At 60.4% G+C, this 20,640-nt stretch carries 23 protein-coding genes, 1 tRNA gene and 1 other RNA gene; 13 read left to right on the top strand and 12 right to left on the bottom strand.

Annotation, left to right across the window (positions count from 1 at the left end):
• Positions 1 to 4: 4 nt before the first annotated feature.
• Positions 5 to 1,993, bottom strand: a complete 1,989-nt coding sequence (locus AB4K19_RS10055) for a capsular polysaccharide biosynthesis protein (protein ID WP_375228248.1) — start codon at positions 1,991 to 1,993, stop codon at positions 5 to 7.
• Positions 1,994 to 1,999: 6 nt separating this feature from the next.
• Positions 2,000 to 3,133 carry a polysaccharide biosynthesis/export family protein gene (locus tag AB4K19_RS10050; RefSeq protein ID WP_375228247.1) on the bottom strand — a complete coding sequence of 378 codons (1,134 nt, stop codon included), beginning with the start codon at positions 3,131 to 3,133 and terminating at the stop codon, positions 2,000 to 2,002.
• Positions 3,134 to 3,510: 377 nt separating this feature from the next.
• Between AB4K19_RS10050 and AB4K19_RS10045 the strand changes: the two genes are divergently transcribed.
• From AB4K19_RS10045 to AB4K19_RS10025, 5 genes are all read left to right on the top strand, one after another.
• A complete protein-coding gene (locus AB4K19_RS10045; protein WP_436397470.1) occupies positions 3,511 to 4,104 on the top strand; it encodes a riboflavin synthase in 594 nt (197 codons plus the stop codon).
• A 72-nt stretch (positions 4,105 to 4,176) separates the two neighbouring features.
• A complete protein-coding gene (ribB, locus tag AB4K19_RS10040) occupies positions 4,177 to 5,301 on the top strand; it encodes a 3,4-dihydroxy-2-butanone-4-phosphate synthase (protein WP_375228246.1) in 1,125 nt (374 codons plus the stop codon).
• 3 nt (positions 5,302 to 5,304) lie between these two features.
• On the top strand, positions 5,305 to 5,856 hold the full coding sequence (locus tag AB4K19_RS10035; RefSeq protein ID WP_375228245.1) for a 6,7-dimethyl-8-ribityllumazine synthase: 552 nt from the start codon (positions 5,305 to 5,307) through the stop codon (positions 5,854 to 5,856).
• On the top strand, positions 5,853 to 6,347 hold the full coding sequence (nusB, locus tag AB4K19_RS10030) for a transcription antitermination factor NusB (protein WP_375228244.1): 495 nt from the start codon (positions 5,853 to 5,855) through the stop codon (positions 6,345 to 6,347). Before AB4K19_RS10035 ends, nusB begins: the two co-directional genes overlap by 4 nt.
• A 43-nt stretch (positions 6,348 to 6,390) precedes the next feature.
• Complete coding sequence (locus AB4K19_RS10025; protein WP_375228243.1) at positions 6,391 to 6,627, top strand: hypothetical protein; 237 nt, start codon at positions 6,391 to 6,393, stop codon at positions 6,625 to 6,627.
• A gap of 296 nt (positions 6,628 to 6,923) precedes the next feature.
• Here AB4K19_RS10025 and ssrS read toward each other — a convergent pair.
• Positions 6,924 to 7,077, bottom strand: a non-coding RNA gene (ssrS, locus tag AB4K19_RS10020) — 6S RNA.
• Between the two features lie 104 nt (positions 7,078 to 7,181).
• Between ssrS and AB4K19_RS10015 the strand changes: the two genes are divergently transcribed.
• Complete coding sequence (locus AB4K19_RS10015) at positions 7,182 to 7,640, top strand: MmcB family DNA repair protein (protein ID WP_375228242.1); 459 nt, start codon at positions 7,182 to 7,184, stop codon at positions 7,638 to 7,640.
• On the opposite strand, the gene AB4K19_RS10010 is transcribed toward AB4K19_RS10015, so the two are convergent.
• Positions 7,637 to 7,834, bottom strand: a complete 198-nt coding sequence (locus tag AB4K19_RS10010; protein WP_375228241.1) for a DUF6324 family protein — start codon at positions 7,832 to 7,834, stop codon at positions 7,637 to 7,639. The genes AB4K19_RS10015 and AB4K19_RS10010 overlap by 4 nt on opposite strands.
• Before the next feature lie 81 nt (positions 7,835 to 7,915).
• On the opposite strand from AB4K19_RS10010, the gene AB4K19_RS10005 reads away from it, so the two are divergent.
• Positions 7,916 to 8,398 carry a GNAT family N-acetyltransferase gene (locus AB4K19_RS10005; protein WP_375228240.1) on the top strand — a complete coding sequence of 161 codons (483 nt, stop codon included), beginning with the start codon at positions 7,916 to 7,918 and terminating at the stop codon, positions 8,396 to 8,398.
• Positions 8,399 to 8,441: 43 nt separating this feature from the next.
• Positions 8,442 to 8,518 (top strand) — tRNA-His (locus tag AB4K19_RS10000).
• 134 nt (positions 8,519 to 8,652) lie between these two features.
• On the opposite strand, the gene AB4K19_RS09995 is transcribed toward AB4K19_RS10000, so the two are convergent.
• Both AB4K19_RS09995 and AB4K19_RS09990 read right to left on the bottom strand, forming a co-directional pair.
• Positions 8,653 to 9,183, bottom strand: a complete 531-nt coding sequence (locus AB4K19_RS09995) for a hypothetical protein (protein ID WP_375228239.1) — start codon at positions 9,181 to 9,183, stop codon at positions 8,653 to 8,655.
• Between the two features lie 346 nt (positions 9,184 to 9,529).
• Complete coding sequence (locus tag AB4K19_RS09990) at positions 9,530 to 9,841, bottom strand: DUF6476 family protein (protein ID WP_375228238.1); 312 nt, start codon at positions 9,839 to 9,841, stop codon at positions 9,530 to 9,532.
• Between AB4K19_RS09990 and AB4K19_RS09985 the strand changes: the two genes are divergently transcribed.
• From AB4K19_RS09985 to AB4K19_RS09970, 4 genes are all read left to right on the top strand, one after another.
• Positions 9,840 to 10,862, top strand: a complete 1,023-nt coding sequence (locus tag AB4K19_RS09985; protein ID WP_436397469.1) for an RluA family pseudouridine synthase — start codon at positions 9,840 to 9,842, stop codon at positions 10,860 to 10,862. The two genes, AB4K19_RS09990 and AB4K19_RS09985, sit on opposite strands and share 2 nt — an antisense overlap.
• Before the next feature lie 189 nt (positions 10,863 to 11,051).
• The gene (gene rpoH / locus AB4K19_RS09980; RefSeq protein WP_375228237.1) at positions 11,052 to 11,948 is read left to right on the top strand and encodes an RNA polymerase sigma factor RpoH; all 897 of its coding nucleotides are present in this window, start codon (positions 11,052 to 11,054) and stop codon (positions 11,946 to 11,948) included.
• Positions 11,949 to 12,017: 69 nt separating this feature from the next.
• On the top strand, positions 12,018 to 12,287 hold the full coding sequence (locus AB4K19_RS09975) for a DksA/TraR family C4-type zinc finger protein (RefSeq protein WP_375228236.1): 270 nt from the start codon (positions 12,018 to 12,020) through the stop codon (positions 12,285 to 12,287).
• A gap of 81 nt (positions 12,288 to 12,368) precedes the next feature.
• Positions 12,369 to 13,343, top strand: coding sequence for a Gfo/Idh/MocA family protein (locus AB4K19_RS09970; protein ID WP_375228235.1), 975 nt, complete (start codon positions 12,369 to 12,371; stop codon positions 13,341 to 13,343).
• On the opposite strand, the gene AB4K19_RS09965 is transcribed toward AB4K19_RS09970, so the two are convergent.
• The 6 genes from AB4K19_RS09965 to AB4K19_RS09940 all read right to left on the bottom strand — a co-directional run bounded on the left by AB4K19_RS09965 (position 13,340) and on the right by AB4K19_RS09940 (position 20,002).
• Complete coding sequence (locus AB4K19_RS09965; protein WP_375228234.1) at positions 13,340 to 15,160, bottom strand: M3 family oligoendopeptidase; 1,821 nt, start codon at positions 15,158 to 15,160, stop codon at positions 13,340 to 13,342. The two genes, AB4K19_RS09970 and AB4K19_RS09965, sit on opposite strands and share 4 nt — an antisense overlap.
• A gap of 70 nt (positions 15,161 to 15,230) precedes the next feature.
• A complete protein-coding gene (locus tag AB4K19_RS09960) occupies positions 15,231 to 16,124 on the bottom strand; it encodes an amidohydrolase family protein (RefSeq protein ID WP_375228233.1) in 894 nt (297 codons plus the stop codon).
• Positions 16,117 to 17,715: an ATP-dependent DNA ligase gene (locus tag AB4K19_RS09955; RefSeq protein ID WP_375228232.1), complete on the bottom strand. Its 1,599-nt coding sequence runs from the start codon at positions 17,713 to 17,715 to the stop codon at positions 16,117 to 16,119. Before AB4K19_RS09955 ends, AB4K19_RS09960 begins: the two co-directional genes overlap by 8 nt.
• Entirely contained in the window at positions 17,712 to 18,725 is a 1,014-nt protein-coding gene (locus AB4K19_RS09950) for a ligase-associated DNA damage response exonuclease (RefSeq protein ID WP_375228231.1), read from the bottom strand. The genes AB4K19_RS09955 and AB4K19_RS09950 overlap by 4 nt, the downstream gene beginning before the upstream one ends.
• Before the next feature lie 39 nt (positions 18,726 to 18,764).
• Positions 18,765 to 19,712 carry an alpha/beta fold hydrolase gene (locus AB4K19_RS09945; RefSeq protein ID WP_375228230.1) on the bottom strand — a complete coding sequence of 316 codons (948 nt, stop codon included), beginning with the start codon at positions 19,710 to 19,712 and terminating at the stop codon, positions 18,765 to 18,767.
• On the bottom strand, positions 19,712 to 20,002 hold the full coding sequence (locus AB4K19_RS09940; protein WP_375228229.1) for an SCP2 sterol-binding domain-containing protein: 291 nt from the start codon (positions 20,000 to 20,002) through the stop codon (positions 19,712 to 19,714). Before AB4K19_RS09940 ends, AB4K19_RS09945 begins: the two co-directional genes overlap by 1 nt.
• 76 nt (positions 20,003 to 20,078) lie before the next feature.
• Between AB4K19_RS09940 and AB4K19_RS09935 the strand changes: the two genes are divergently transcribed.
• Positions 20,079 to 20,636: a tetratricopeptide repeat protein gene (locus AB4K19_RS09935; protein ID WP_375228228.1), complete on the top strand. Its 558-nt coding sequence runs from the start codon at positions 20,079 to 20,081 to the stop codon at positions 20,634 to 20,636.
• Positions 20,637 to 20,640 lie beyond the last annotated feature (4 nt).

The following is a 20,640-nucleotide window of genomic DNA, read 5'->3' as shown; positions in this document are numbered from 1 at the left end:
GCTGTCAGCTGCGAAGAAATCTGGCAAAAAACCGCTGCAAGCCGGATAATTCTCTCTTGTCCGTTCGCGGGTGGACGTCTTTATCTGAGGTTATTCGCGCAACCGCCGTCTCAACGGGGCAGGGCAGTCCGGTTTGCGGGTCCGTGTAGCGGGGATAGTCAATCAGGCAGGCATGCACGAGGCCTGCCAGCGACGGCCTGGCGCGTCTTCGTGGCGGTATGTCGCCCAGATCGGTGGTCAGATCCCAGCCCGCGTAAAACGGTGCCCCGGTCGTTGTGACGGGGATTCCGCGGATCAGGGCTTCGAACCCGAGCAGGGATGTCATTGTCCAGAGGTGCGAGGTGACATCCAGCGCTGCCGCCGCGGGGACATTTCCCAGGATCACATCGGCGGCATTCTGCGGAACCGTTCCGCCGTCATGCAGGCCTGCAACCACATCCGGATGTGGTCTGTAGAGGAGCACAGCATCCGGATGAGCGGCCCGGGCCGCCTCCAGAAGGGCCACATTTGTGGTGATCCGGCTGGATTCTGCCCGGACTGACGCGCTGTCTTCGACCTGACCTGCCACCAGAATGCGCTCACCCGCTGCCAGATCGGGCAGAGGATCGGTGGCATCAGTGTGGACGAGCCCGTGCTTTCGCAGCGATCTGATCAACGCTTCTGCGCGCTTTTCCTGATCCGGGCGCAGATCTGTACGCAGCGCAATCAGGTCTTCCAGCTGGCTGGGCGTTGCCGGATCAGAGAAGTTGCCTGCGATGTCCGTGGCAAACGAGAGAGCAGGACCTGTAAGATCGGCGCGCAGAAAGCCCTCTGTTGTCTGGACAGCATCGCGGTGCCCCATTGTCGCTGCATCGGCTGTGACCATCCAGGGGCGTCCGGTCGCCCGGGCCCTGCCCGGATCATCTTCAAAAATCACGGGCTGCCAGTGGCCAAAAGTTTTCTGAAGTGCGTCCCGCGTTTGCGGCCGGATTTCAGAGGCAACCCAGCCGCGGTGATCTTCGCGCCATGCGCGGGCGCGGGCGGCCATGATTTCAAGAGCTTCGGTTCCTGTGCACAGATCATCGGCAAAGGGACTGTACCACCTGGGATAGATCAGAAACGCCCCGGCAAAGAGCTGGGCGCGGGTCAGTCTGCGCTGACGGCGTTGAACCGGGAATTCATCGTCTGTCAGGCCCCAGCCTGCGTAAAACGGCTGGCCAAAGACACGCGGTCTGTGACCGGCGAAGATGGCGTCAAACCCGGCCTGAGAAGAGACAGTGTAAACGCCGACCGCGCCTTCGAAGAGGGACTGGTGACTGACCGGATCGGTCAGAAAACGAACGGCTTCCCCGGTGTCCTCATCACCAAAGTGACCCTGCCTGCCACCCTGCAGTGTTTCAGAGTGCTTCTGGATCAGGACCGGTGCGCCGGGATGTTCCTCGCGCGCGACAAAAAGCATCTCCAGAAAGCGGTTGCGGTCTGCGCCGCAGGCGCTGACGGTGGGATCATTCCGGGGTTGATCGAAGATCAGTACGTATCCCGGTGGCGGCGGCACGATGTCGATGCGTAGGGCGTTGTTTGCGCCCAGATGTGCCTCGCAGAAGCGGGCGATACCGCCACGGGCCTCATCCAGAAGTGCCGTGTCGTCCAGTGGATGTGTGGCAAGCAGGAGTTCGAGGTCGGACGGCTGCGCGGGGTCGAAATGCGGGCCACGCGTATCAATTGTCAGACCGGGCAATGACGCGCCCCCGGAGGCGGGGGGCAACTGCCCGAGAAAGGCATCGTCTACAAAGAGATGGCCGTTCCCCTCATCTGCCGGGGCGGCCTCCGGCGGGAAACCCGCCCGGACAGCGGTCAGATCCTGGTGGCCGGGATCATCTGGTGTGATCCTGTAGCCCGACAGCTCCAGAACACGGCGGACATCCGGCTGCTCCCAGAAACTGTCATTCCCGACGCAAAGCCGCCGGGCACTTTCGGGCCCGGCGGGTGGTGATGGAGGAACTGCGCCGGTCACGCGCCGTCAGTTGGCGAGCTGATCGACATTCGCCAGCGGTGCAACCAGTGACCCGAAGATCGCAGCAATGGTCTTGTTGTATTGTGCCAGCGGTGCTTCCGTAACGTAGAGCGTATCGCCGTCCCGGATCACGAAGTCCCGCGCCCGGAAGAGACCATTCGGCTGCGTCAGATCCAGCACATAGATCATGCGCTGCGCGCCAACCAGATCATCACGTCCCAGCACTTCGGAGGCGATGACATCAGGTTCATTGCGGAACACGAAAACGCCCGTCGCATCTGATGAACTGGCAACCAACCCGCCGACCTGGGCGATGGCTTCCAGCGCCGACAGGTTCTGAGACTCAAAGGAAACGCGGGCCTGAGTGCCTGTCGCGCCAAGCGAGGTGAAAGACCGTGTGTCCTCTTCGACAAGGATCCGGTCACCGCCTCGCAATGCGATGTCGAGTTCGGGGAAAGAATAAAGGTCCTGGAACCAGATACGGCCGGTTTCATGTCCCCTGAGCACCGTGATCTGCGCAATCTCAGGCTCAATAGTGACACCGCCTGCGCGGGCCAGCATGGTCGAGAGGGTCCTGGTCGGACGTTCAATGGCATAGACACCCTGTCCGCCAACAGCGCCCACCAGCGAAACCGTTGAGCCATCGCCTGCCATGCGGCGCACTTCGACCTGTGGGTCGGGTGTCTGCTCTTCGAGTTTTTCGGTGATGATGCGCCGGATGGCCTCGGGTGAGTTTCCGGCGGCACGAATGCGGCCCGCGTAGGGCACAAAGATAAAGCCCGCGCCGTCGACCTGCACAGTTTCCAGCAATGTCGCATTCTGGGCCTCGCCGACCAGCAGGCCGTCGTCAACGTTTTCCCAGATGGTCAGGCCAAGAACATCACCTGCCTGAATGGTATCTGAGCCCATGACGTTTGCATTGCGGAAACTTTCGGAAAAGCCAAGCGCGGGGACCACTGCGGTTGCGCGCGTCACACGGTCATTGACCTCAACAACGAAAGCATCGCCTTCCTGTTGCACGGAGCCGCTGTAGATCTGTTTCTTGTTCGGTCCTGTCTTGGGAAGTCCGCACGACGATAAGACGGCCAGGGCCGCCACCACAGCGATGGGGCGCGCCCACCGGATGCCGAAAGGTTTCACTGCTCGGTCTCCTCGACCTGTTTTTCTGCCTCTTTCCGCCGGTTTTTCGGCGTGATTGCGTTAAAACTAGCCGCTGAGTTGCGGAAAAATCAAGATATTATGGCATCAGAGCATTGTTCGCGGCGTGGAACTGTTGCGGATGGGCCGCGCTTTGCCAGCGTTTCTGAGCATGAAGATCAGCCTTTGAAAGCCGAAGCTGGACAGTTGGTGCCATGACTGATGACGCTCTGCCTAGGTCATGGGGTGCGGTCTAACGCTGCCAGTGCTGCCCGCGTCGGCACTCTCTGTCCGGCGGATCGGACAATCCGGCAGGGGCAGGGCTTGCAAGGTCATGATCGCACAGCTAGGTCAGGACAGACACAGCACAGGGGCCTGCAATGTTCACCGGAATCATAACAGATATCGGCACCATTACCGAAACCGTCCAGGAGGGCGATCTGCGCGCGCGGATCAGCACAGCGTATGACACGGCGGCCATTGACATGGGGGCGTCTATTGCGTCGGACGGTGTCTGCCTGACGGTCGTGGCGCTTGGCCCCGGCTGGTATGAGGTTCAGATCAGTGCAGAGACCGTCAGCAAAACGAACCTGGATACCTGGGCGCCCGGCAAGCGGGTGAATCTGGAGCGTGCGTTGCGCGTCGGTGACGAACTGGGCGGGCATATCGTGTCCGGACACGTGGATGGGGTGGCCGAGGTCGTTTCCGTCACTGAAGAGGGGGACAGCACACGTGTCACCCTGCGCGCACCCGATGATCTGGCGCGGTTTATCGCACCGAAAGGCTCGGTTGCACTGAACGGGACGTCGCTGACGGTGAACGAGGTGGATGAACTGACCTTCGGGATCAATTTCATTCCGCACACCAAAACGGCCACTACCTGGGGGGATGTTGCAACTGGCGACCGGGTGAACCTGGAGATCGACACTCTGGCCCGTTACGTTGCGCGCCTTGCGGAAATGCACACTGACTGATCGCTCAGACATCTGGTCAATGTGCGGTGGCTGGTCTAAACGCTTGCTCAGGATACCAGAGGCCAGAGACCCATGAGTTTTGAGACACCCGGACCCGTCGAGCAGACGCTGCGCGCCAGCATCTCTCCGATCCAGGATATCATCGAGGACGCGCGTCAGGGGCGCATGTTCATCCTTGTGGACCATGAGGATCGCGAGAACGAAGGTGACCTGGTGATCCCCGCGCAGTTCGCCGATGCGGCTGCGGTCAATTTCATGGCGTTGCATGGGCGCGGGCTGATCTGCCTGCCTATGGAAGCGGCACGCATCGACACGCTGGCGCTGCCTATGATGGCGGTCAACAATTCTTCGCGCCATGAGACTGCGTTCACGGTCTCGATCGAGGCGCGCGAGGGCGTCAGCACAGGGATCTCCGCAGGAGACCGGGCGCTGACCATCGCAACAGCCATTGACGAGGACAAGGGCCAGGCCGATATCGCGACGCCGGGGCACGTGTTTCCGCTGCGCGCCCGTGACGGTGGCGTGCTGATGCGGGCAGGGCATACCGAAGCGGCGGTGGACATCAGCCGTCTGGCCGGGCTGCATCCGTCGGGCGTGATCTGCGAAATCATGAAGCCGGACGGCGAAATGGCCCGTTTGCCCGACCTTGTTGAGTTTGCAACCGAGCACGGAATGAAAATCGGCACGATCAGCGATCTGATCGCTTACCGTCTCAAGCACGACAACCTGCTGCAGCAGCGTGACAGCCGCATGGTGACCTCGGCTTATGGCGGCGAATGGCACATGCGCGTTTTTGCGGACAAAATCACCGGCACGGATCATGTGATGTTGTCCAAGGGAGATATCACCACCGATGAGCCGGTGCTGGTGCGGACCCATGCACTCAATGCGCTGGAAGACGTGCTGGGCCTGGGGCCCGGGCCAACCGACGAGCTGCCGCGCGCAATGCAGATCATTGCCGAAGAGTGCCGCGGCGCTGTGCTGCTGTTCCGGGAACCACATCCGCGCCTGCGCCTGGACGAAGATGACGATGATGGCCCCCGCACGATCAAACGCACGGGCGTTGGCGCCCAGATCATGTCGACCATGGGCCTGACGGACCTGGTGCTGCTGACCGACAGCCCACAAACCAAATATACAGGTCTTGAGGCCTATAACCTGCGCATCGTGGGCACGCGCCCCATTTCCGAGGACTGATCAATGGCTGCCAGTGAACAGCACTACACCCCCGACATGCCGGACTTCGACCAGCCGGTGAAACTGCTGATCGTGGTCGCACCCTATTACCGGGACATCGCAGACAACCTCGTGGCCGGCGCAAAGGCGCAGATTGAGGCGGTCGGCGGGACCTGGGACATCATCGAGATGCCCGGCGCTCTCGAAGTGCCGACGGCCATCGGGATCTCGGACCGCAAAAGTAATTTTGACGGATATGTCGCGCTGGGCTGTGTGATCCGCGGGGAAACGACGCATTACGAGACGGTCTGCAATGACAGTTCGCGGGCCATTCAGCTGCTGGGCCTGCAGGGGCTCTGCATTGGCAACGGTATCCTGACTGTCGAGAACCGCGCGCAGGCCGAAGTCCGTGCTGACCCGGAAGGGCAGAACAAAGGTGGTGGCGCAGCGGCGGCAGCCTTGCATCTGATTGCACTCAGCCGTAAGTGGGGCGCCCAGACAAAAGGCATCGGTTTCAAGCCCGCGGGCGACAGCTACCGGATTGCCGGCGATACAGACGGATCCCAGACGACATGACATCTGCCCACGGCAATCTCTCCGGCAATCAACGCCGCAAAATGAAGTCGGCCGCGCGACTCTATGCGGTCCAGGCCCTGTTCCAGATGGAGCAGTCCGGACAGACCGTTGAGGCCGTGCAGCGCGAGTTCCTGGATTACCGTTTTGGCGCGGAATACGAAGGCGAAGCGATGCAGGAAGGGGATATGGACCTCTTTGCGGATGTCATGGAGGGTGCTGTGAACTACCAGGCGCCGATCGACCAGATGACAGACCGCGCACTGGTCGCGAAATGGCCGATCGCGCGGATCGACCCGACTATCCGGGCGCTGTTCCGTGCCGCGGGTGCTGAACTGCGGGCAAAATCAACGCCGCCGAAGGTTGTAATCACCGAATATGTTGACGTGGCCCGGGCGTTTTTTCCCGAAGGGCGCGAGCCGCGCTTCGTCAACGCTGTGCTCGATCATATGGCCCGCGAAGCCCGCCCGGAGGCCTTTGACAGCGCCGGATGAGGAGCTACGTCTCCCGGCGTAAGAGATATCACACGGAATTGGTATGCCACGCGTTGTCCGACTTTATTTCACCAGCGCTCTGACCGGTTTTGCGGCGGCCGCTGCATTCGTCGCACTGGTTCTTTGGTTCAACGTTGGAAATCTGTGGCATCTCGTTTCAGGTTCAGACGTCGCGCTTATGGCGGTTTTCGTCTTCTGGGTGCTCAATGGAATCGTTTTTTCAGGGGTCCAGTTTGCCTGGGGGATTACGGCCGCGGCCCGGGCGGAAGACGATGCCTGAGGGGGAACCCCGTGAATTCGGCACAACTTATAGTGTAAAGACGCCGTAGGGCTGCGCAAAGTGTCGCGGAATTCACACTTTGGATAGGTATCCTCTGGACAATCCGAACGCAGATGCCATCTTAGAAGTGAAGGAGATGGGTAATGTTTGACTTCCTTGTGCGTATGATCGACCGGCTTTTCGCCCGCCCGCAGCATGATGAACTGCTGATCCCGGTGCGCGTCGAACAGAAGAGACACCCTCTGAACAGACGCTGAGGCGTCTTTAAAGGTTTTCAGCCGGGTCTGGCGGAAGCGACGGGCCCGCTGTAACCGTTTGGTTCTTTATTCCCGAGGACCTGTATTTACAGGTGGGCGCCAGATAACCTGACCAGGGCCAGGACAGAGCCAGCTCCCTCGGATTTGCTTAAGGCCACTGGAACGTAACCAGTCACGAGAGAAGCAGCACCCGTCTGCAGGCTACTTAGGCAGCATGACGCTCCGGGGCAATAGCGAGGTCTGTTATCAGCGCAGATAAATCTTGCGCGATGTTCACGAAATGTTCATATTTGCCGCATGGCTCACGATGATCTGAAAGTCCTGCAACCCGGTCAGCTGCTCGCGCGCGGCGCGGCGCGCCTTTTGTCCGGATATGGATTCGTAAGCGTCGAGGAACTGGTACCGGCCAAGGGGCTGCGTGTTGACGTGATCGGTCTGGGTCCGTCCGGTGACATCTGGATCGTTGAATGCAAATCGTCGCGTGCGGACTTTCAGTCTGATTCCAAATGGTCAGGATACCTTGAATGGTGCGACAGGTTTTTCTGGGCGGTTGATGAGGATTTTCCAACCGACTTGTTGCCGGAAGATACCGGTCTGATCATCGGTGACGCCTATGGTGCTGAAATCATCCGGATGGGTCCCGAAACACGTCTGAAAGCGCCGCGGCGCAAAACCATGACACACCGGATTGCAACCACAGCGGCGCGCCGTCTTCATGCGTTGCGCGACCCCGATATGAGTGTCTTCCCGGGTTAGCGGCGCGCTTCTGATGCGCGCCGGGCGCGTGCCGCAGCAGCAGAGATTTCTTCAGCAATTTCCTCAGCATCATCCGGCGAGAAATCCATCGGGATCTCAACACCATCGGCCTCGACATAAATCCGCACCATACCTTTGTCGGTCGGCCCGATCTGGAGATTTGCCTCAATGTCGCTTTCTGTATCGATACCCATCGGTGCACTCCTGTTCAGCGTGGCAGCATCGCTACCCTGCAGGTGGTTGAATGGCAAGGCAGATTGCTGTTTGCTCCGGTTATGACAGAGGCAAACATACGGGCATTTGAGGCGGCGGACCGTGACTGGCTGGTCGCACAGCATGCGCTGCACTACGCGAAAGAGGAGGGGTTTGACGCATCCTTTGGCGCGTTGGTGGCGGAGATCCTGGACGCGTTCATTGCAGATCATGATCCCGCTTGCGAACGCGGGTGGATTGCCTGTGATGGTGCCGAAAGGCTGGGATCCGTGTTTTGTGTCCGGCTCAATGAAACGACGGCCAAACTGAGGCTTTTTCTGCTTGTGCCCGAAGCCCGCGGCCGGGGCCTTGGCCACAGGCTGCTGGAGACCTGCATGGGTTTCGCTCAGGCAAAGGGGTACAGCGGGATGCAGCTCTGGACCCATGAAAGCCATGCAGCAGCCTGCGCGCTTTACTGGCATCATGGATGGCAGCTGGAGAGCTCTGTGCCGGTGCATTCCTTCGGGCAGGATCTTGTAGAGCAGAGCTGGACATATCAGTTTTAAGCCTCTTGCAATCTGCAGACCCGGGCGATAAATCCGGGGCAGTGCCGCCTTAGCTCAGTTGGTTAGAGCGCCTGATTGTGGATCAGGAGGTCCCCCGTTCGAGCCGGGGAGGTGGTACCACCCTTCTTCACAGAGCGTCAAAAACAACTGGCCGATGCCGGTATGCGCGTGACAGGTCTGCGCGCAGTGAAAAAGGCCCGCTGCCGGAGCAACGGACCTTTCCTAACAAAGCACTGGTTACTATTCCGGAAACCTCACCCCGAAAAGCCACCCGACTGTCCCCCATCGGACGGGTCACCGTTGTCGCCAACACCGCCGCCGTCGTCATCGTCGCCGTCCGTGTCGCCATCGTTGTCACCGAACGTGCCGCTGGAGCCACCAGTGTCCTGTGGGCCTTCAGGGCTGTCGTTACTGGGTCCGCCAGACGACCCCGGACCGTCTTCGCCGTCGCCACGGATCTCTTCGCTGGCAAGCTGAGGTTCGCCGAAATATGTGGAGTAGCTCGGCCCCGGACCCGATGTTGCGGCGACAAAACCCAGTTGAATGTCCGGGCATGCCTCGACCAGGCGGTCGATGAGATCCTCGCCGTTGTCCCGTGCCAGCAGATACGTGGTGTAGTCTTCGTCAACACGGTCAAACCAGCAGTCTTCGTCCTGCGGCAGATCAAGGATGTTTTGCAGCTGCGCATCCCGCGTGATGACTGAAGAGACGGGCTGAGCGCAGGCAGACAGCAGCAGCGCGGCCGCGAGCGCTGAGGGTGCAACAAAGAACCGTTTACCAGACATGGTTTACTCCCAGAGTGTGCCCCCACCCCGGAAAAGCAGCCGCCAGCACCTCACCAACACGAGGGCTCAGAGCGACCGTGCCATGTTTGTGCCACATTGCGGCCCTGATTTCATTTCAATTCGGTCATTGTCCCGCGGCAGTCATCAATGGGATAGCGAGGCCCTGACTGTTGATAAGGACTTGGTTAAGTATACCGGAATGACGGACAAAAACGGCGGCGCACCGGGTTTGTTCCGGGTCAGAGAACAGGGTCAAAACGCCGGTTTCACCCCGATCGGGGCGAAAAAGTGGCAGGAAACGGTCTTTAGTAAAATTTGATTCGTTTCGTCGGGACCGGGTCAGGCACTATTCGCTTATGGTAATGCTCTGGCGCAGGTCGCCGGTCACCCTGTCATAGATCAGTATGCGGTTATCGGTGGTCACGACAGCGAACCAGCCATCGCCCTGGGTGAAGGCCTGGGCCGCCGCACCGTCCGGCAGTGTGATTGTTTCCGGCAGGGGCGGGGGCCGGTCATAGAAGCGGATGACAATCAGCGCGATGATCAGTAGAACACCTCCGATCATCGTGGCGGTCAGAACCGTCACCAACCGTCTCAGGAAACGCAGGTTCGCCGGTTCCGCCACTTCATCGTCCGGTTTCAGTTCAGGATTATCCATGCCGCTTCGTCAGATCCGTTTCACTATTGGCGATACCCCGCCGCCGCGTCTTGATAAAGCGCTCGCGCGGGATGTGCCAGAGGACGCGCATCTGTCGCGCACGCGGCTCGCACGTTTGCTGTCAGAGGGGGCGGTGCGCGTGGATGGTGTGGTGGTGCAGGATGCAAAGGCCCGGGCTATCGCGGGTGCCGGCGTCGAGATCACGGTGGAAGAGGCGCAGGACAGTCACATCCTGCCGCAGGACATTCCTTTGGACGTGGTCAGCGAGGATGACGATCTCATTGTGATCAACAAGCCTGCAGGAATGGTCGTGCATCCGGCCCCAGGGTCACCCGACGGGACGCTGGTCAACGCGCTTCTTGCGCATTGCGGCGATGCGCTGTCCGGCGTGGGCGGGCTGAAACGCCCCGGAATTGTGCACCGGATCGACAAGGATACATCCGGGCTGCTTGTGGTGGCCAAAACAGACCTCGCACATCAGAGTCTCGCGGCCCAGTTCGAAGCACATACAGTCGAGCGGTACTACCGCGCGCTCGTCTACGGTGTTCCCGATGCTAGTGACCCCCGCCTGCGTGGTATCAGAGGCGCGAGTTTCGAGCCGGGTAACATTCTGAAACTGACAACACGCCTGGCCCGTCACAAAACCGACCGCCAGCGTCAGGCCGTCCTGTTTGATACCGGCCGGCATGCGGTCACACGGGCGCGGACCATCGGCCGTTTCGGGAACCCGCCCTGTCTGGCCCTGCTGGAATGCTGGCTCGAAACGGGCAGAACGCATCAGATCAGGGTGCATATGGCGCATGCGGGACATGCGCTTGTGGGTGATCCGACCTATGGCGGGCGCCGGAAACTGCCGGCAAAAGCCCTCAGCGAAGAAGCATCAGACGCTGTCCGCAGCTTCCCCAGGCAGGCGCTTCATGCTGCAGTGCTGGGGTTTGAGCACCCGCGTTCCGGAGAAACAGTGCGGTTTGAGGCCGAAACCCCGCGTGATATGGCGGATCTTCTGAATGTCCTGCAATGACAGCTGAAATAAACCGCAAACCCCTGTGACCGCACGGGTACGTGAAGTGTTAACGCCTGCTCTTTATGTCAGGATTTTATTAACCGGATACGCTTAGTGTTCGCGTTAACAATTTATTCGCATCTTTACTTGAACTGATCGGTTCAGACACCATATTTATGTTAATCTGGTAAACATTGGGAGGCTCCGATGGCTAATTACGCAAATCTGCCCGCACCGACACCCGAAGGCGGTCTCAACCGCTACATGCAGGAAATCCGCAAATTCCCGCTGCTGGAGCCGGAAGAAGAATACATGCTGGCCAAACGCTGGGTCGAGGAACAGGACACTGAAGCCGCCCACAAAATGGTTACGTCACACCTGCGTCTCGCAGCCAAAATTGCGATGGGGTATCGCGGGTATGGCCTGCCGCAGGCAGAGGTGATTTCCGAGGCCAACGTCGGGCTGATGCAGGCGGTCAAACGGTTCGATCCTGAGAAGGGTTTCCGTCTTGCGACCTATGCCATGTGGTGGATCCGTGCATCCATTCAGGAATATATCCTGCGCTCCTGGAGCCTGGTGAAGCTGGGCACGACCTCCGGACAGAAAAAGCTGTTCTTCAACCTGCGGAAAGCCAAGAGCAAGATCGGCGCGCTGGAAGAAGGTGACATGCACCCGGATAACGTCAAAAAGATCGCAACCGATCTGGGTGTGACCGAGGACGAGGTGATCTCGATGAACCGCCGGATGTCGGGAGGCGATGCTTCGCTGAACGCAACCGTCGGGACAGAGGGCGAGGGCGCCATGCAGTGGCAGGACTGGCTCGAGGACGAGGATGCCGATCAGGCAACCGACTACGAAGAGCAGAACGAACTGACCGCGCGGCGCGAACTGCTGGCAGAGGCCATGGGTGTTCTGAACGATCGTGAAAAGGACATTCTGACCCAGCGCCGGCTGTCGGACGAGACGATCACGCTTGAGGATCTGAGTTCCGAATATAACGTCAGCCGCGAACGCATCCGGCAGATTGAGGTGCGCGCGTTTGAAAAGCTGCAGAAAAAGATGCGCGACCTCGCGCGCGAAAAAGGCATGCTTTCGACGGCCTGATCGCCGGACTTGACGGATTGATGAAGCTGCCCGCATTCTTGCGGGCAGTTTTTTATTGGGGGACGCGGAATGGCAGGCGGCTGGGCACGGGACGGTGCGGTAAACGAACAGATTGAAGCCTCCATCAGTGATGAGCTCGCGCGCATGAAAGCGCGGCGCGCGCCAACAGGCGACAGCCTGACCCACTGCGCGGAATGTGAAGAACCGATCCCGGAAGCGCGGCGTGAGGCACTTCCGGGGGTGAAGCTCTGCATCGATTGTATGCAGGAGCGCGATGGCCGGTACCAGGTCAGGGGTGGCATCAACCGGCGCGGCTCAAAGGACAGCCAGCTGAGATAAATCACCCGGCGTGCTTCGTTTACGGTTCGCATGAAGTGCTGTACCGGCTACTGTGAGCGCAAACATTCAGAGGACAAAACGATGGAACCAGTGAACTGGGGCATCCTTGGCGCGGCGAATTTTGCAGCGAACCACATGGGCCCGGCGATCCATGCCGCCCGGGGCGCCCGGCTGGCGGCGCTTGGCACGTCAGATCCTGCAAAAGCGGATCGGTTTTCGGCCTTTGCGCCGGATCTGCGGGTGCACAGCAGCTATGACGCTTTGCTGTCAGACCCGGATATCGATGCCGTGTACATACCGCTGCCCAACCACCTGCATGTGGAATGGTCTCTCAAAGCCCTCGAAGCCGGCAAACATGTGTTGTGTGAAAAGCCCATGACGCTGCAGGCAGATCAGTTTGACCGCCTGATTGCTGCGCGGGACAAGAGCGGTCTCCTGGCGGCAGAAGCCTTTATGATTGTGCACCACCCGCAATTCGTACGCGCCAGGGAACTGGTGGCCGAAGGAGCCATCGGAACGGTGCGGCACGTGGATGCGGTGTTTTCCTATTACAATGCTGATACCGGGAACATCCGTAACCAGGCTGGTGCGGGCGGTGGTGGCCTGCCGGATATCGGCGTCTACACCTTTGGGTCGGTCCGGTACGTGATGGGTGAGGAACCGCAGGCCGTTCCATTCGCACACATTGACTATGAAAATGGTGTGGACACCTTCGTGCAGATGGCTGCGCAGTTCCCCGGCTTTACCTATTCAGCTGTGGTGTCCATGCGCCTGTTCAACAGACAGGAAGTTGTGTTCCACGGAGACAAAGGCGTGTTGCGCGTCACCTGTCCGTTTAATGCCGGTGTGCATGATCAGGCGGAACTGAGTATTGAAACCGCGGGCCAGGTGCGGCGCACAGAACGGTTTCCGGGCGTCAATCACTACGTGCTGCAGGTCGAGGCCTTTTGCCGGTCAGTCCGGACAGGCGAGGCCTATGCGTGCCCGCTTGAATTCTCAAAGGGCACACAGGTTATGATGGATATGACCTTTGCTGCAGGCGGGCAGGGCGCTTAGCCCTCCATCGCCTCCAGCTCGTCGATGAATCCTGAGATCATGCTGAGGCCCTTGTCCCAGAAGGCCGGGTCAGAGGCGTCAAGGCCGAAGGGTGCCAGCAGTTCTTTGTGATGCTTGGAGCCGCCGGCCTTCAGCATCTCAAAGTACTTGTCCTCAAATCCTTCGTCGCCTTCGGCATAGACCGCATAAAGCGCGTTCACCAGACCGTCGCCAAACGCATAGGCGTAGACGTAGAACGGCGAGTGCACAAAGTGCGGGATATACGCCCAGAAAGTCTCGTAGCCGTCCATAAAGTCAAAGGCGGGCCCAAGGCTTTCGGCCTGAACGGACATCCAGAGCGCATTGATGTCATCGGGTGTCAGTTCACCGCCACGCCGCGCGTCATGGAGCTTGCATTCGAAGTCGTAAAACGCGATCTGGCGCACGACCGTGTTGATCATGTCCTCGACCTTGCCCGCCAGCAGGACCTTGCGCTGCGCGTCATCAGTTGCGTTGTCGAGCATCTTGCGGAAGGTCAGCATCTCGCCAAACACCGATGCGGTCTCGGCCAGTGTCAGCGGCGTGGATGACAGCATTTCGCCTTGACCTGCCGCCAGGACCTGGTGCACGCCGTGACCCAGCTCGTGGGCCAGCGTCATGACATCGCGGGGTTTGCCCAGGTAGTTCAGCATCACATAAGGATGCACATTGGTCACCGTGGGATGCGCAAAAGCGCCCGGTGCCTTGCCCGGTTTCACGCCTGCGTCGATCCAGCCTTGGTTGAAAAACGGTGCCGCAATTTCGCCCATGCGCGGGTCGAAGGCATTGTAGGCGTCCATGACCATCTTTTCGGCCTGGCTCCAGCCGACCACTGAGGTGTCTTCCATCGGCAGGGGCGCGTTGCGGTCCCAGACCTGCATGCGGTCCAGCCCCAGCCATTTGCGTTTGAGCTCGTAGTAGCGATGGCTCAGACGAGGATAGGCATCGACGACCGCATTGCGCAGAGCTTCGACCACTTCCGGCTCGACCTGGTTGCTCAGGTGCCGTCCGGTATGTGGCGTTTCCATGCCGCGCCAGCGGTCCATGATTTCCTTTTCCTTGGCCTGTGTGTTGTGAACGCGGGCAAAGGTTTTGATGTTGCTGCCAAATACATCCGCCAGTTCGCGCGAGGCGGCCTCGCGTTTTGCGCGGTCTGTGTCGGTCAGCAGGTTCAGCGTGCCTTCGATATTCAGTGGCTCGCCGTCCACTTCAAATTCCAGCCCGGCGATGGTTTCATCAAAAAGCCGTTCCCAGGCATCGCCAACCACGCCCAGGTCATGCAGAAATTTCTCCATCTCATCGCTGAGCTGGTAAGGCTTCATCGCGCGGATGCGGTCAAAGACGGGCTTGTAGCGCGCGAGGTCTGCATTCTGGGCGTACAGACCATCGAGATGGTCATCCTCCAGGCGGTTGATCTCAAGCGTGAAGAACACCAGCGGGGTTGTGAAATTCGTGATTTTTTCCTGGTGGTCGGACATGAATTTGGCACGTCCGGCATCGGTGGTCAGCTGGTAATAGCGCAGCCCGGCAAAGGACATAATGCGTCCGGCAACCTGATTGATTTTTTCCTGACGCAGCACGCACTCCAGAAACCCGGCGGCATCCAGACCTTCGAGCTGGCCTTCGTAATCTGAGGCAAAACTGCTGCAAGCCTGCTCCAGCCAGTCCAGATCGCGCTTCAGCTCCGGTGCATCCTCGCCTGCATAAAGGTCATCGAGGTTCCATTCCGGCAGGTCACCCAGCGGGGCGGCTGCGCCGGATGCATTGGCGTCGCGGACAGGAAAGGGCAGGTGAAACATGGGCGGTCCTCATCAGTGTTTGGTCTTAGGTAAGGTGCGCCTGCGCCTGGGGCAAGCGGGCAGCACCGGATCAGTTGTCAAAGCCGAAAAGCAGCGCTGGATTGTCGACCAGTATCCGCTGACGGGTGGCCGCATCCGGAACAACACGGTCCAGAGCGTCCAGAAGGGCAGCCGCACTAGCCGGCATGGCCGCATCGGCCAGCATCAGATACGGCCAGTCCGATCCCCAGAGGCACCGTTCCGGATTTGCCGCGATCAGCGCCGCCACGAGGGCGTCTGTCCGGTCATAGGGGGCAGGGCACATGCGGTAGACAGCGGAAAGCTTGACCCAGGCACGCCCTTCGGCGAGCAGCGCGCAGAGTGACTGAAAGCCGGGGGTGTCCGCGCTCAGCCCGTCCGCGGGCCATCCGATGTGGTCGAAAACGACGTCTGTGGGCAGGTAACGGACATCATCCGCAATCTGCTCCAGGTGTCTGTCCGAATGCGCCAGCATCTGGATGTGCAGACCGCGTTCGGCCAGTGCAGGCGCCATCGCCCGGGCGCCATCCCAGGTCAGAACCCCGCCATGCACATAGTTCAGCCGGACCGCGGACATGCTGCGGGCAACGAAATCATCCATCTGTGCCTCCGTTGCGCCATCCGGCAGGAGGCCCACACCGCGAAATCCGTCGCCAAGCCGGCGCACTGCCTCAAAGGTGACCGCATTTTCGGTGCCATGCAGAATCGAATGCACAATGACGCCGCGCGTGCATCCAAGAGCGCTGAGATGCGCGCGGTAAAGATCCAGCCATTCCTCAAAGGTGACGCCGTGCACCGGGTCTTCGACGCGGTTTTCCCAGAGCGGGAATTCACCACTGGCCGTCACAATATGAACATGGGTGTCGCAGGCACCCTGCGGCACCGGGTTTTGCGGGGCGCGCGGGTCGGGTGGCATGTCTGCCATGGGTTTTGCGGTGTCAGCCATAAATGCGCAGCATGTCCTTCAGATCGTCCAGAGTGTTCGCTTCCTGCACCGGTTTGTCCCTGCGCCAGCGTGACATCCGGGGGAACCGCAGTGCCACACCGGATTTGTGACGGGGGCTTTCCTGGATGCCTTCGAAGGCGATTTCAAACACATGGTGCGGTGTCACCTGACGCACCGGACCAAAGCGTTGCAAGGTGTTTTTACGCACCCAGGCCGTGATTTCGCGGAATTCCGCGTCCTTCAGGCCGGAATAGGCCTTGGTGAACGGCACCAGGTCGTTCCCGTTCCAGACCGCAAAGGTGAAATCGGTGAACAGATTTGCCCGCCGTCCGTGCCCGGACTGGGCGTAGATCATCACGGCATCAATCGTGAGCGGGTCGAGTTTCCATTTCCACCAGTCGCCCTTTTTCCGGCCTGCGAGATAGGGGCTGTCTGCGCGTTTGAGCATGACACCCTCTGCCTGCTCTGACCGCGCCTCAGCCCGCAGCTCTGCAAGGTCTTCCCAGGTGTCGAAGGACAGTTGTGGGGACAGGCGTACCGGGGCGTCCGCCGGCAGGTCAGCGCAGGCATTTTCCAGCAGCGCACGGCGACTGGCAAAGGGTGCATCGCGCAGGTCTCGGCCCTCCCATTCCAGCAGGTCATAGGCGTGAAGCACCACCGGGGCCTCCGTCAGCAGCTTTTTGGGCACGGTTTTGCGCCCGATCCGTTTCTGCAGGGCGTTGAAACTCGCCGGGCTGTCGGAGGCCGCTTTCCAGACCAGCAGTTCACCGTCCAGCACTGTGCCGTCGGGCAGAAAATCGCAGGCACGTGCCAGTTCGGGAAAGCGGTCGGTCATCAGCTCTTCGCCGCGTGACCAGACAAAATGCGCGCCGTCCCGAAGGATCAGCTGCCCGCGGATACCGTCCCATTTCCATTCCGCCCGCCAGTCGGCGACCGGGCCAAGTGCCGCAGGTTTATTTTCCAGCGCATAGGCGAGGTAAAAGGGGTAGGGGCGGGAGGCATCCGCGCCCGGGTCGTCCGACTCGATCAGGGCGTTCCAGGTGGTCGTGTCGGGTTGCCAGTCGCCCATCAGCCGGTGCGCCAGTTCGGCTTCTGATTTCCCGGTGGCCCGTGACAGGGCGCGCGTCATCAGTTTCTGGCTGACCCCCATGCGGAACCCGCCGGTGATGAGCTTGTTGAACACGAACCGCTCGGCCCCGCCCAGTGCCTGCCATGCATTCCGGACGAATGTGCGCCTGCTGTCCTCGTCCACATCGGACAACGCGCGCAACTCATTGATCCAGGCGGTGAGCGACCGGTCATCGCGTGTCTCACCCGGTGGCAGCACAAGGGCAATGGTTTCGGCGAGGTCGCCGACAATCGGATAGCATTCCTCGAAGAGCCAGAGCGGGATGCCGGCCATGTCGGCCCCCCATTCGCGCAGGCGGGTCGTGGTCACCGCACGTTTCGGCCGCCGGCCCGAGAAAAGCGCGATGGTCCAGAGCCTGTCATCCTCCGGCGCCTCATTGAAATACCGGGCCAGTGCGTCGACCTTTACGGTCGTTTTTGTGCTCTGGTCGATGGCGCTGAAGAGTTCGGCAAACTGCTTCATGCGCCGTCCTCCGTGTCATCGTCGCTGTCCCCGAATTCAGTTGGTACGATCTGCGCACGCCACCCGTTTTCGTTCAGATAGCGGCTGAAAATCTCTGTATACCCGTGTGTTACATAGATATTTTCGGCCCCGGTCTCGCGGATCGCCCCGAGCAGCCCATGCCAGTCCGCATGGTCGGAAATGACGAAGCCGCGGTCGCCCGCCCGTCTGCGCCGTACGCCGCGCAGCTGCATCCAGCCGCTGGCAAAGGCACTTTCCTGTGGCCCGAAACGCCGGGCCCAGGCGCTCCCGAGTGCTGACGGCGGGGCCAGCACAATGGCACCGGGCCAGTCTTTGGGTTTGACGTCCGCGGTTGCCTGAACGGTGTCCGGTAAGTCAATCTTCTGCTCGCGCAACACGCGGTTTGTGGCCTCAACAGCGCCATGCGTCAGTATTGGTCCGGTCTCCGGATCAAGCAAACTGAGCAGGCGCTGTGCCTTTCCGAGCGCATAGGCGCCCAGAAAGGCCGTTTTGCCATCAGCCGCACAGCGGGCCCACCAGTCATTGATCTGCCGGGCGACTGTTTGCTGCGGCTGCCAGTTGAAAACCGGCAGACCAAAGGTGGATTCGGTGATGAAGTGGTGGCATTGCACCGGTTCAAACGTCTCCGAAAGCCCGTCGGCCTCGGTTTTATAATCACCTGAGGCAACCCAGACCTCACCATCCACAGCGACGCGGATCTGTGCGGAGCCGGGAACGTGGCCCGCAGGATGAAAGGAGACATCCGCTGTGCCCATGCGGATGCTTTCCCCAAAGCCAATGCCCTGTGCAGAGATATCGCCCAGCCGATGCCGCATCACGGGCAGGGCAGCATGTGTGGCAAGGTAGCTGTCATGGCCGGGGCGGGCATGATCTGCGTGCCCATGCGTGATCAAAGCACGGTGCACGGGCCGCCAGGGATCAATGAAGAAATCCCCTGCGGCGCAGTAGATGCCTTTTTCCGTGAATGTCAGAACCGGTTCCCGAGCCATAGGAACCAACTTAGCAATGCGTCGCGGTTTGCCCAGACCTCAGGTGCCCGCGCTCTTCCTGAAGTGCGCAGTGATGCGGTCAAAGAGCGGCTCAGTTCGTTCGGCGCTTTCCATCAGCACCTCGTGCTCTCCGGGGTCTACTATCTGCAGCTCGCCGCGCGGCCAGGCGTCCATGCGCCGGTGGATGGCAGGCACGTCGACAATGCCTTCGTTGCTGCCAAGCAGCGTCAGACAGGGCAGGCCGGGCGATGGTCTGCCCTGGAGGTGCCGCGTCTCGCGCAAGGCTTCCCGCAGCCAGATATAACTTGGCCCGCCCAGTTCCATTTCAGGATGCGCCGTGAGTTGCTGGTGCATGATCTCAAACTGTTCCGCGTCGCGTGTCAGAAGGTTGGTCTCCAGGTCTGTTGTCAGAACATGGGCCCGTGGGGACGATCCTGGCGGCAACAGGTGACCCCGGCCGATCACAGGCATGATGTGTCCAAGCACGTGAGCGAAAGGCCGGATATGGGGTTTAAAAAATATGCCCCACATGGGCCCCGAAAATGTTACGGCCTGAACGCCCAGGCCCTCCATAACGGCCCGCAACCCGATGGCGCCCCCCATGGAATGAGCCAGCAGATAGAGGGGGCGCGGCAGACCAAGCTGCCGGACCGCGCGCATCAGGGCCGCGACGTCTTTCTGATAGTCGATGAAACTATCGACATGGCCAACCAGCGGGTCAACCAGCATCCTGTCCGACAGGCCCTGACCGCGCCAGTCGATGGCGACTGAGGCCAGACCGCGCTCCGCAAAGGCAGCCGCAATCTGCCCGTATTTCTCAATGAACTCCGTCCGGCCCGGAAAAATCAGGACTGTTCCTTCCGCCCCGTCGAGCGGCCAGTGCCCTACGCGTATCCGTTTTCCGTCGCCCGCCGTTACCCAATGAGCTGCCCCGCCCTCAGGACCGTGACTGATGTCCGTGTAAAAAGGAGCGGGGCTGAGGTCCATCAGGCCAGAACCGAGGCCAGTTGCATGGCAAGCCCCATGTCGCCGTCGACAGAAAGCTTGCCGGACATGAAGGCAGAGGTTGGGTTTGTGTCGCCTTCGAGGATGGAGCGGAAGGTATCCGCGTCAGCGCTCAGCGTGACATCGGCCGGTTCGTCGGCGGCGCGGGCACCGGACGCGTCCATCATCACCGCACCTTCGCCCGAAATGTCGAATTTTGCCGTGCCGCCGAAATCAGCGCCGGCCAGCTTTTCATTCAGTGCCGCAACGGCTTGATCTACGATATCGCTCATTTGTGAGGCCCTTTTGCCCTGTGGCGCGTACCGGGGTCTGGATTTGCCGGCTGCGCCTGTTACATTCCAGACTGTTATGGGCATCAATCTTCTCAACCTCAAATCTGCCGTTACGGCAATTTTTGTTTTTGTTGTGTTTTCTGTGCCGCTCCAGGCGCAGGAGCGTGAAGCGGAACTGTTGGATCAGCTGGCTGAGGCCAGCGAATCGGATGCGGCGCGGCTGGACCGCGAGCTGGGCCTTTTGTGGGACCGGTCGGGGTCACCGGCGATGGATCTGCTGCTCAGCCGCGGACGCGAGGCGATGGAAGCAGAGAATGTCCGTCTGGCCATCGAACACTTTACGGCGCTCACGGATCATGCGCCGGATTTTGCCGAAGGCTGGCATGCCCGCGCAACCGCCTATTTTCAGGCGAACCTTTACGGGCCGGCACTTGATGACCTCCAGCGTGCCCTTGCGCTGAATCCAAATAACTACAATGCCATTTTCGGTCTGGGCGTTATGTTCCGGGAATTCGGCGACTATGAGCGCGCGGCACAGGCTTTTGGCCAGGTGCTGGACTTGCATCCCCATCATGAGAACGCCACAACGGCACTCGAACAGCTCAGACGCGAAGGCATTGGCTTCACGCTCTGACCGT

This window comes from Roseobacter phycocola, assembly GCF_042055075.2.
Taxonomy (GTDB): Bacteria; Pseudomonadota; Alphaproteobacteria; order Rhodobacterales; family Rhodobacteraceae; genus Roseobacter.
This window is presented reverse-complemented; position numbering and strand designations above follow the sequence as displayed.

Bases quoted from the DNA above. Each gene is read 5' to 3' on its own strand.
- rpoH (WP_375228237.1), top strand. From the start codon at position 11,052: ATGGCTAATTACGCAAATCTGCCCGCACCGACACCCGAAGGCGGTCTC.
- AB4K19_RS09985 (WP_436397469.1), top strand. From the start codon at position 9,840: ATGCCGCTTCGTCAGATCCGTTTCACTATTGGCGATACCCCGCCGCCG.
- AB4K19_RS09990 (WP_375228238.1), bottom strand. From the start codon at position 9,841: ATGGATAATCCTGAACTGAAACCGGACGATGAAGTGGCGGAACCGGCG.
- AB4K19_RS09950 (WP_375228231.1), bottom strand. From the start codon at position 18,725: ATGGCTCGGGAACCGGTTCTGACATTCACGGAAAAAGGCATCTACTGC.
- AB4K19_RS09965 (WP_375228234.1), bottom strand. From the start codon at position 15,160: ATGTTTCACCTGCCCTTTCCTGTCCGCGACGCCAATGCATCCGGCGCA.
- ribB (WP_375228246.1), top strand. From the start codon at position 4,177: ATGAGTTTTGAGACACCCGGACCCGTCGAGCAGACGCTGCGCGCCAGC.
- AB4K19_RS09955 (WP_375228232.1), bottom strand. From the start codon at position 17,715: ATGAAGCAGTTTGCCGAACTCTTCAGCGCCATCGACCAGAGCACAAAA.
- AB4K19_RS10005 (WP_375228240.1), top strand. From the start codon at position 7,916: ATGACAGAGGCAAACATACGGGCATTTGAGGCGGCGGACCGTGACTGG.
- AB4K19_RS10015 (WP_375228242.1), top strand. From the start codon at position 7,182: ATGGCTCACGATGATCTGAAAGTCCTGCAACCCGGTCAGCTGCTCGCG.
- AB4K19_RS09970 (WP_375228235.1), top strand. From the start codon at position 12,369: ATGGAACCAGTGAACTGGGGCATCCTTGGCGCGGCGAATTTTGCAGCG.
- AB4K19_RS09940 (WP_375228229.1), bottom strand. From the start codon at position 20,002: ATGAGCGATATCGTAGATCAAGCCGTTGCGGCACTGAATGAAAAGCTG.
- nusB (WP_375228244.1), top strand. From the start codon at position 5,853: ATGACATCTGCCCACGGCAATCTCTCCGGCAATCAACGCCGCAAAATG.
- AB4K19_RS09960 (WP_375228233.1), bottom strand. From the start codon at position 16,124: ATGGCTGACACCGCAAAACCCATGGCAGACATGCCACCCGACCCGCGC.
- AB4K19_RS10035 (WP_375228245.1), top strand. From the start codon at position 5,305: ATGGCTGCCAGTGAACAGCACTACACCCCCGACATGCCGGACTTCGAC.
- AB4K19_RS09975 (WP_375228236.1), top strand. From the start codon at position 12,018: ATGGCAGGCGGCTGGGCACGGGACGGTGCGGTAAACGAACAGATTGAA.
- AB4K19_RS10025 (WP_375228243.1), top strand. From the start codon at position 6,391: ATGCCACGCGTTGTCCGACTTTATTTCACCAGCGCTCTGACCGGTTTT.
- AB4K19_RS10045 (WP_436397470.1), top strand. From the start codon at position 3,511: ATGTTCACCGGAATCATAACAGATATCGGCACCATTACCGAAACCGTC.
- AB4K19_RS09935 (WP_375228228.1), top strand. From the start codon at position 20,079: ATGGGCATCAATCTTCTCAACCTCAAATCTGCCGTTACGGCAATTTTT.
- AB4K19_RS09945 (WP_375228230.1), bottom strand. From the start codon at position 19,712: ATGGACCTCAGCCCCGCTCCTTTTTACACGGACATCAGTCACGGTCCT.
- AB4K19_RS09995 (WP_375228239.1), bottom strand. From the start codon at position 9,183: ATGTCTGGTAAACGGTTCTTTGTTGCACCCTCAGCGCTCGCGGCCGCG.
- AB4K19_RS10010 (WP_375228241.1), bottom strand. From the start codon at position 7,834: ATGGGTATCGATACAGAAAGCGACATTGAGGCAAATCTCCAGATCGGG.